The 9,963-nt window shown below is 70.1% G+C and carries 7 protein-coding genes; all 7 read left to right on the plus strand.

Going from position 1 to position 9,963, the window contains the following annotated elements; all coding sequences use genetic code 11:
* Nucleotides 1-78: 78 nt before the first annotated feature.
* From eccA to KXD97_RS09795, 7 genes are read left to right on the plus strand one after another with little or no spacing between them, the layout of a single operon-like run.
* Nucleotides 79-1,926, plus strand: coding sequence for a type VII secretion AAA-ATPase EccA (gene eccA / locus KXD97_RS09765; RefSeq protein ID WP_260756522.1), 1,848 nt, complete (start codon nt 79-81; stop codon nt 1,924-1,926).
* The gene (gene eccB, locus KXD97_RS09770; protein WP_260756523.1) at nt 1,923-3,467 is read left to right on the plus strand and encodes a type VII secretion protein EccB; all 1,545 of its coding nucleotides are present in this window, start codon (nt 1,923-1,925) and stop codon (nt 3,465-3,467) included. The genes eccA and eccB overlap by 4 nt, the downstream gene beginning before the upstream one ends.
* On the plus strand, nt 3,464-7,450 hold the full coding sequence (gene eccCa, locus KXD97_RS09775) for a type VII secretion protein EccCa (RefSeq protein ID WP_260756524.1): 3,987 nt from the start codon (nt 3,464-3,466) through the stop codon (nt 7,448-7,450). The genes eccB and eccCa overlap by 4 nt, the downstream gene beginning before the upstream one ends.
* The gene (locus tag KXD97_RS09780; RefSeq protein ID WP_260756525.1) at nt 7,450-7,758 is read left to right on the plus strand and encodes a PE family protein; all 309 of its coding nucleotides are present in this window, start codon (nt 7,450-7,452) and stop codon (nt 7,756-7,758) included. The genes eccCa and KXD97_RS09780 overlap by 1 nt, the downstream gene beginning before the upstream one ends.
* Before the next feature lie 2 nt (nt 7,759-7,760).
* Nucleotides 7,761-9,347 carry a PPE family protein gene (locus KXD97_RS09785; RefSeq protein WP_260756526.1) on the plus strand — a complete coding sequence of 529 codons (1,587 nt, stop codon included), beginning with the start codon at nt 7,761-7,763 and terminating at the stop codon, nt 9,345-9,347.
* Nucleotides 9,344-9,637, plus strand: coding sequence for a type VII secretion system protein EsxG (gene esxG, locus KXD97_RS09790; RefSeq protein WP_260756527.1), 294 nt, complete (start codon nt 9,344-9,346; stop codon nt 9,635-9,637). Before KXD97_RS09785 ends, esxG begins: the two co-directional genes overlap by 4 nt.
* Before the next feature lie 36 nt (nt 9,638-9,673).
* Nucleotides 9,674-9,961 carry a WXG100 family type VII secretion target gene (locus tag KXD97_RS09795; RefSeq protein WP_260756528.1) on the plus strand — a complete coding sequence of 96 codons (288 nt, stop codon included), beginning with the start codon at nt 9,674-9,676 and terminating at the stop codon, nt 9,959-9,961.
* Nucleotides 9,962-9,963 lie beyond the last annotated feature (2 nt).

Raw genomic sequence — 9,963 nt, forward strand, 5'->3', positions numbered from 1 at the left:
CATACCGAAGTCGTCGCAAGGAGATGCGGGGGAGCGCGATCCTGACAGCACCAGGGTCCGGCACCGCGAACACAGTTCATGGAATTCGGAAGTGACACGATCGCGGTTCCGGCCGGCAGCCTGCGCGTCGATCAAGAGATCGTCAGCCGGTTCGCGACCTGCTGCCGCGCGCTGGGGTTGTCCGTGCACGACCGTCGGCGACCGGCCGATCCGGCCGCTGCCCGGAGCGGTTTCGCGGCGCTGACGCGCATCGCGCACGACCAGTGCGACGCGTGGGTCGGGCTGGCCGCCGCCGGCGACGACGCACCGCATGTCGTCGAGGCGGTGTGGCAAACTTCGGCGACCTTCGGGGTGTTGCAGCGGGAGACCCAGCTGGCTCCCGGCGCGCTCGGTTTCCACTACGACACCGGCCTGTACCTCCGGTTCCTCGCATGCACCCGCGACGACTTCGCGCTGGCCTACGCGGTGCGGCTGTGCGACGCGACCCGCTACGAAGAGGCCGACGAGCTGATCGCCGGCCTGCTGGAACGCCGGCCGGGCTGGCTGGAGGCGCGGTGGGTGCGCGCAGTGCTGCACTACCGGACCGCGCGCTGGTCCGATGTGGTGCGCATGCTGACCCCGCTGGTGGCCGATCAGTCCCTCGACGAGACGCCCGCACACGCCGTCCGCGTCGCGCTCGGCACCGCGCTGGCCCGGCTGGGCATGTTCGCCCCCGCGCTGTCCCACCTGGAGCGGCCCGAAGGGCCCGTGGCCGTCGCGGCCGTGGACGGACCGCTGGTCAAGGCGCTGGCGCTGCGCGCCCAGGGTGAGGACGAGGACGCCCACGAGCTGCTGCAGGAGCTCTACGCCGCCAATCCGGAGAACGCACAGATCGAAGAGGCGTTGTCCGACAACAGTTTCGGGATCCCGACCACGACGGCGGCGCGCATCGAGGCGCGCAGCAACCCGTGGGACCCGGACACCGAACCCGGCGAGGCGGACTTCGTCGACCCGGGCGCGAAGGACCGCAAGGCTCACCTGCTCGTCGAGGCCGAGGCCGAGCTCGCCGAGTTCATCGGTCTCGACGAGGTCAAGTATCAGGTGGCCCGCCTGAAAAGCTCGGTCGCCATGGCGATCCGCCGCCAGGAGCGCGGCCTGGCCGTCGCCCAGCGCACCAACCACCTGGTGTTCGCGGGCCCGCCCGGAACCGGTAAGACCACGATCGCCCGCGTGGTCGCCAAGATCTACTGCGGTCTGGGCCTGCTGAAGAAGGAGACCGTGCGCGAGGTGCACCGCGCCGACCTCATCGGTCAGCACATCGGTGAAACCGAGGCCAAGACCAACGCGATCATCGACAGCGCACTGGACGGCGTGCTGTTCCTCGACGAGGCCTATGCGCTGGTCTCCACCGGAGCCAAGAACGACTTCGGTCTGGTGGCCATCGACACGCTGCTGGCCCGGATGGAGAACGACCGCGACCGGCTGGTCGTCATCGTCGCCGGCTACCGCAAGGACCTTGACACGTTTCTCGACACCAACGAGGGTCTGCGGTCACGATTCACCCGAAGCATCGACTTCCCGTCCTATTCAGGAAAGGAGCTCGTCGAAATCGCCACACGCATGGCCGAGAAGCGTGATTCGCGCTTCGAGGACGCGGCCCGCAGGGACATGGAGCGTCTGTTCGAGTACCTGGCACAGGCCACCACGCCGGACGCCAACGGGGTGAACCGACGCAGCCTCGACATCGCCGGCAACGGCCGCTTCGTGCGTAACCTCGTCGAGCGTTCCGAGGAGGAGCGCGAGTACCGGCTCGATCATTCCGACCACGACGACTTCACCGACGACGAGCTGATGACGATCACCGCCACCGATATGTCAAACTCGGCCGGCCCGCTGCTGCGCGGGCTCGGTCTGTCCATGCCGCAAGAGCTTTCGGAGCAGCGGTGAGTGCGCCCGAGGAGGAGCGCCGCTCGTTCGCCTCCCGCACCCCCGACAACGAGAATCCCGACCGCGTCGCCTACCGGCGCGGCTTCGTGACCCGTCACCAGGTCACCGGCTGGCGTTTCGTCATGCGCCGCATCGCATCCGGGGTAGCACTGCACGACACCAGGATGCTGGTCGACCCGCTGCGCACCCAGTCCCGCTCCGTGCTCGTGGGCGCGCTGATCCTGGTCACCGGACTGATCGGCTGCTTCCTGTTCTCTCTGATCCGTCCGTCGGGGGCGGCGGGCACCGACGCGGTGCTGGCCGACCGCGACACCGCGGCGCTGTACGTCCGGCTCGGCGAGCAGCTGCACCCGGTGCTGAACCTGACCTCGGCCCGCCTGATCACCGGTCGTCCCGACAACCCGGCCATGGTCAAGAGCAGCGCGCTCGACCGCTTCCCGCGCGGGAACATGATCGGCATCCCGGGGGCGCCGGAGCGCATGGTTGCCAACACCACCCGCGACGCGTACTGGACGGTCTGCGACGCGGTCGCCGGCACGGTCACCGGTGTCACCGTGATCGCCGGCCGCCCCGCCGAGGGCGGCGAGCGTGCCGCCGCGTTGCCTGCCGGGCACGCGGCGCTCGTCGAGAACGGCGGCCGCACCTGGCTGTTGTGGGACGGCAGGCGCAGCCCGATCGACCTCGCCGACCGCGCCGTCACCGGCGGCCTCGGCATCGGCGTGGATGTCGCTGCGCCGCAACCGATCGCAACGGGGCTGTTCAACGCGATCCCGGAGGCGCCGCAGCTGACCGTCCCGGCGATCCCGGGAGCCGGTCTGCCGTCGGCCGCCCCGCTGCCCGAACCGCTTCCGGTCGGCGCGGTCGTCGTGTCCTACGACACCGACAACGCGATCCGCCACCATGTGGTTCTCGCCGACGGTCTGCAGCCGGTTTCGCCGGTGGTGGCCGCGATCCTGCGCAATGCGAACTCCTACGGTCTCGCACAGCCGCCGCGGCTCGACGCAGACGTCGTGGCCAGGATCCCGGAGGCCACCGGCATCGACACCGGGGCCTATCCCACGCAGCGGATCACGCTCGTCGACGCGACCGCTGACCCGGTGATCTGTGCGGCGTGGTCCAAACCGGAAGGCGCACAGGAGAGTTCCCTGACTCTGCTGTCCGGAGCGGTGCTGCCGGTCGCCGACGGGGTGCGCACCGTGGAATTGGTCAGCTCCGGAACCCCCGGCGGTCCCGCCGACCGGGTCGCGCTTGCGCCCGGCACCGGCTACTTCGTCGACAGCGGCGGCGCGCTGTTCTGGATCAGCGACACCGGGGTGCGTTACGGCATCGAGACGGGCGGCGGCGCCGCGGAAGGGGAAATCGACACCGTGGCCGCGCTAGGGCTGACCAGCGCGCCGCTGCCCATCCCGTCGTCGGTGCTGTCCCAGTTCGCCGCCGGCCCGACGCTGTCGCGCACCGACGCGCTGCTGGCCCACGATTCGCTGGCCCCCAGCCCGGCACCGGCCCGGTTGGAGACCACCTCTGCGTTGGAGAAACCATGAGCAGGCTGATCTTCGAGCACCGCAAGCGGGTGCCGGCGCCGGCGGTCCCGAAAGGTACCATCACCATCGAGCCGCCCCCGGAGCTGCCGCGGGTGGTCCCGCCGTCGCTGCTGCGGCGGGCGCTGCCGTACCTGATCGTGATCCTGATCGTCGGCATGATCGTCGCGCTCGTGGCCACGGGGCTGCGGATGATATCGCCGACCATGCTGTTCTTCCCGTTCGTGCTGCTGCTCGCCGCGACCGCGCTGTACCGGGGGACCGACAACAAGATGCGCACCGAGGAGGTCGACGCCGAACGCGCCGACTACCTGCGCTACTTGTCGGTGGTGCGGGACAACGTACGCGCGCATGCCGACGGACAGCGCGCGGCGCTGGAGTGGTCGCATCCGGAACCGGCTGCACTGGTGGCTGTCCCGGGAACCCGCCGGCAGTGGGAACGCGATCCGCACGACCCCGACTTCCTGGTGCTGCGCGCCGGACTGCACGACCAGCCGCTGGCCACCACGCTGCGGGTCAAGGACACAGCCGATGAGATCGACCTGGAACCGGTGTCGCACAGCACGTTACGAAGCCTTCGCGACACCCAGCGCACCGTCCACGACGCGCCCACGGGCCTCGACCTGACCAGGGTCGCACGGATCACCGTGACCGGGGACGACGCCGCGGTCGTCGGCGCGGTGCGGGCCTGGCTCACCCAGGCCGTGACCTGGCACGACCCGTCGGTGCTCGGCGTCGCCTTCGCGGGTGCGCGGCTGGAGTCCGACTCGTGGTCATGGCTGAAGTGGTTGCCGCACACCGATATCCCGGGACAGGTCGACGGTGTCGGCCCGGCCCGCTATCTGGCCACCGACGCCGCCGCGCTGCGCGCGCTGCTGGCCCCGGCGTTGGCCGAACGGGGACCGTTCACCGGGGACGGCCCGGCCGACGCCAAACACCTGCTCGTCGTGCTCGACGACCCCGACGCCGACCCCGACCAGTTCATCGGTCGGGGGCTGGCCGGCGTGACGGTGATCCACCGCACCGACCGGGACCCCGACCGCGACCAGTATTCCGATCCGGAGCGGCCCGTCCTGCGCGTCGCCGCAGGACGGATCTCGCGCTGGCAGAACGGAAGCTGGGCGCCCTACGTCGACACCGCTGACCGGATGGCAGCCGAGGACGCCCGGCACGTCGCGCGACGGCTGGCCCGCTGGGACTCCAACCCGCACCACGGCCGGTCCGCGAGCACCGGGGGCGCGGCGTTCACGACGCTGCTCGGCATTCCGGATGCGTCGGCGCTCGACGTCGCGGCACTGTGGGCGCCCCGCAACCGGGACGACGAACTGCGGGTACCCATCGGGGTGACCGCGACGGGAGAACCGCTGATCTTCGACCTCAAGGACGAGGCCGAAGGCGGGATGGGCCCGCACGGCCTGATGATCGGCATGACCGGGTCGGGCAAGTCACAGACCCTGATGGCGATCCTGCTGTCGTTGTTGACGACTCACCCGGCTGACCGGCTGATCGTGATCTACGCCGACTTCAAGGGTGAGGCCGGTGCGGACATCTTCCGTAACTTCCCGCAGGTCGTGGCCGTCATCTCCAATATGGCCGAAAAGCGCTCGCTGGCAGATCGATTCGCCGACACGCTGCGCGGTGAGGTGGCCCGGCGCGAACAGCTGCTCAAGGAGAGCGGCCGCCGGATCCAGGGCAGCGCGTTCAACTCGGTCACCGAGTACGAGAACGCGATCGCAGAAGGCCATGACCTGCCGCCGCTGCCCACGCTGTTCGTGGTCGCCGACGAGTTCACCCTCATGCTGGCCGAACACCCCGAGTACGCCGAGTTGTTCGATTACGTGGCCCGCAAGGGCCGCTCGTTCCGCATTCATCTGCTGTTCGCGTCGCAGACGCTCGACGTGGGGCGGATCAAGGACATCGACAAGAACACCTCGTACCGCATCGGTCTGAAGGTGGCCAGCCCGAGCGTGTCCCGGCAGATCATCGGTGTCGAGGACGCGTATCACATCGAGTCCGGCCGCGAACACAAAGGCGAGGGCTTCCTGGTGCCTGCACCGGGCGCACTGCCGATCAAGTTCCGCAGCACCTACGTCGACGGCATCTATGAACCGCCGCGGGTCGACAGGTCCATCGTGGTGCACGCGATCCCCAAACCCCAGCTTTTCAGCGCGGGATGGGTCGATCCCGAACCCGACACGGTCATCGTCGAAGACGGCGCAGACGTCGAGGTGCTGCCCCCGCGGAAGCTGATCACCACGATCGGCGAACAGCTCGCGCAGTACGGGCCCCGCGCACCCCAGCTGTGGCTGCCCCCGCTGGACGAGCCGATCGCGCTGCGCGACGTGCTGGAGCGCTCCGGTGTCGGTGCGCGGCAGTGGCGCTGGCCGCTCGGCGAGATCGACCGCCCGTTCGAGATGCGCCGCGACCCGCTCGTCTTCGACGCCACGTCGGCGGCGGCCAACATGGTGATCCACGGCGGCCCGAAGTCCGGGAAGTCCAGCGCGCTGCAGACTTTCGTGCTGTCGGCCGCGGCGCTGCACGCCCCTGGCGAGGTGTCCTTCTACTGCCTGGACTACGGAGGCGGCCAGCTGCGCGCGCTGGAGAACCTGGCCCACGTCGGAAGCGTGGCCTCCCCGCTGGAGCCCGAGCGGATCCGCCGCACGTTCGGCGAGCTCGAGCAGCTGCTGCGGCTCCGTCAGCGACACGGCGCGACCACGGGCAACGGCGGATATCGCGACGGGTACGGTGAGGTCTTCCTGCTGATCGACAACCTGTACGCGTTCAGCCGCGACAACACCGACACGTTCAACGCACGGAACCCGTTGCTGGCGAAGGTGACCGAGCTCGTCAACACCGGTCTGTCCTACGGCATCCACGTCGTGCTCACCACTCCGAACTGGCTCGAGGTGCCGCTGGCGATGCGCGACGGCCTCGGGCTGCGGCTGGAGCTGCGGCTGCACGACGCGCGCGACAGCAACGTGCGTGTGGCGGCCAAGGACGCAGCGTTGCGCCGGCCCGCCGAGAGCGTGCCCGCCGATCAGCCCGGGCGTGGCCTCACCATGGCTGCCGAGCACTTCCTGTTCGCCGCCCCGGCGCTGGAGTCCATTCCCGCGCTCAACGCCCGCTACCCGGACCAGAGCGCGCCGCCGGTACGGCTGCTGCCCACCGACCTCTCGCCGGCCGCGTTCCCGACGCTGTACCCGGCAGCCGAGCGGGTGGTGGTCGGCCAGCGCGAAGAGGACCTGGCCGCAGTCACCGTCGACTTCGGCGACAACCCGCTGATGATGGTGTTCGGCGACGCCAAGACCGGCAAGACCACCCTTCTGCGGCACCTGATCCGCACGATCCGGGAGAACTCCCACCCCGACCAGGTCGCGTTCACCGTGATCGACCGGCGGCTGCAGCTGGTCGACGAACCGCTCTTCCCGGACAACGAGTACACGCCCAACATCGACCGGATCACCCCTGCCATGCTCGGACTGTCGGCGCTACTCGAAAAGCGGCGTCCACCAGCAGGTCTGAACCCGCAGGAGCTGAGTCGCTGGGACTTCCGGGCGGCGGATAACGGTGCGGGCAGCCACCTGCACTACCTGATCATCGACGACGTCGACCAGATCCCGGACGGTCCCGCCGTCAGCGGCCCGTTCGCCGGGCACCGTCCCTGGACGCCGCTGATCGGACTGCTGGCCCAGGCCGCCGACCTGGGCCTGCGGGTGATCGTCACCGCTCGCGCGGCCGGCTCGGCGCACGCGGTGATGACCGCGCCGTTACTGCGGCGCCTCAACGATCTGCAGGCCACCACGCTGCTGCTGTCCGGCAACCCCCAGGACAGCGGCAAGATCCGTGGCCACCGGTTCGCCCGGCTCCCGGCCGGGCGGGCGATGCTGCTCGATGATGCAGACAGCCCGACGTTCATCCAGCTCGTCAACCCCCTCGCCGAGGACACGGCCGCCCGATCCGGCCACAGCGGAAAGGAATACAGCTGATGACCCTGCGCGTAGTCCCCGAAGGCCTGACGGCGGCCGCCGCGGCGGTGGAGGCACTGACCGCCCGGATGGCCGCGGCGCACGCCGCCGCCGCGCCGCTGGTCACCGCGGTGTTGCCGCCGGCAGCCGACGCGGTGTCCCTGCAGACCGCCACCGGGTTCAGCGCCAACGCCGCCGAACACCAGACCGTGGCGGCCCAGGGCGTCGATGAACTCGGGCGGTCCGGCATCGGCGTCGGCGAGTCGGCCGCCAGCTACGCCGGCGGTGACGCGATGGCCGCATCGTCCTACCTGATCGCCCGAGGCTGAGCATGACTTCGCCGGTCTGGATGGCACTGCCGCCCGAAGTGCACTCGGCGCTGCTCAGCAGCGGACCGGGGCCGGGGTCGATGCTCGCCGCGGCGGCGGCGTGGCAGTCATTGAGCACCGAATATGCCTCGGCTGCAGCGGAACTCAGCATGATTCTGGCCGGCGTACAGGCCGGGGCGTGGGAGGGCCCGAGCTCGGAACAGTACGTCGCCGCGCACACGCCGTACCTGGCATGGCTGGCCCAGCAGAGCGCGGCCGGCGCGGCCTCGGCGGTGCAGCACGAGACCGCGGCGGCCGCGTACTCGACCGCGTTGGCCACCATGCCCACCCTGCCCGAGCTGGCACTCAACCACACCACTCACGCCGTGCTGGTGGCCACCAACTTCCTTGGCATCAACACCATTCCGATCGCACTGAACGAGGCCGACTACGTCCGGATGTGGATCCAGGCGGCCACCACCATGGCGACCTACCAGGCGGTGTCGAGTGCGGCGCTGGCCGCCGCGCCGACCGCCACACCCGCGCCGTTCGTGCTGGCACCCGGCGTCGGGGAGGCGGGCAGGGCGATGGCGGACATGACGCAGATGGGGGCCCAGCTGCAGGCCGCCGAGGCCGGGTCGGCGCTCGACCTGTCCAACATCATCGCTGACCTCATCCGCGCCTACGGCGAAGTGCTGAGGTTCCTTTTCGAGCCGATCTTCGACTTCCTGAGCGACCCCCTGGGCAACACGATCAGGCTCATCACCGACTTCCTCACCAACCCGGCGCAGGCTCTGATCACCTGGGGCCCGTTTCTGGCTGCCGTGGCCTACCAGGCGGTCTCATGGGTCGGCGCGTCGATCCTGTACCCGTCGCTGATTCTTCTGCCGCTGGTGGCGACCACGCTGGCGATCGTGCTCGGCGTGGGTGCCTACCTCTTGGAAAGGCTTCCGGCGCCCGCCGCGGAAGTACCCGCCGAGGAACCCGCCGCATCGTCTGCGCCGGCTCCCAGCCGCGCCGACCAGCCGAATCCCGCGGTCGCCATCTCGGCTCCGCCGGCACCGAGCGGCGTTGCGGCGACGGCGGGCACGGTGGCGACGGGGACGGCACCGGCACCGGGCGCTCCCGCCGCCGCGGCCGCGCCGTTTGTGCCCTACGCGGTGGCCGGCCGCGACCCAGGTTCGGGGTTCTCGCCGACAGTGCGCGATTCCAGCAGTGCCAAAGCCCCGTCGTCGGGTATCCCGGCGGCGGCCTCGGGCATCGCCGCCTCGGCGGCCGAGCGTCGCAAGCGCCGGCGCAGACAGAAGGACGAGATCACCGGCCGCGCTTATGCCGACGCGTTCGCCGACTATGAGCCTGAGCCCGACGACGAGCCGCCGGCACGACAGGAACCCCGCATCGCGGCGACCGAGCGCGGCGCAGGGCCGATGGGTTTCGCCGGCACCGTGTCAAAGGACGGTGAACAGGCCGGCGGCCTGACCACGCTGGCCGGCGACGCGTTCGGCGGCGGCCCGAAAGCGCCGATGCTCCCGGGCACGTGGGACCCGAACACCGAACCCGACGAGCACCGCAACCACCACGATGGATCCAATGGAAAGGACTCTCAATGAGCATGCTGGACGCTCACATCCCGCAACTGGTCGCCTCCGAGGCGGCGTTCGGTGCCAAGGCCGCGCTGATGCGCAGCACGATTGCCCAGGCCGAACAGGCGGCGCAGTCTGCCCAGGCCTTTCACATGGGCGAGTCGTCGGCGGCGTTTCAGGCCGCGCACGCCCGTTTCGTGGAGGCCTCGGCCAAGATCAACGCCCTTCTGGACCTCGCGCAGGCCAACATCGGTGATGCAGCGGCCTCCTACGTGGCCGAAGATGCCGCCGCCGCAAGCAATTACACCGCCATCTGACCCGGCCGACCGACACCTCAGCGGAAAGAGACCTCGATGTCACAGATCATGTACAACTACCCGGCGATGCTCGCGCACGCCGGCGAGATGAACAGCTACGCCGGCGCCTTGCACGCGGTCGGTGCTGACATCGCCAGCGAGCAGACCGCGCTGCAGAGCGCCTGGCAGGGCGATACCGGTATGACCTACCAGGCCTGGCAGGCGCAGTGGAACGGCGCCCTGGAGGAATTGGTCCGGGCCTACCGCGCGATGGCCAGTACCCACGAGATGAACACAACGTCGATGGCCGCACGCGATCAGGCCGAAGGCGCCAAGTGGGGCTGACC

The sequence above is a fragment of the Mycobacterium sp. SMC-8 genome, from assembly GCF_025263565.1.
Classification (GTDB): Bacteria; Actinomycetota; Actinomycetes; order Mycobacteriales; family Mycobacteriaceae; genus Mycobacterium.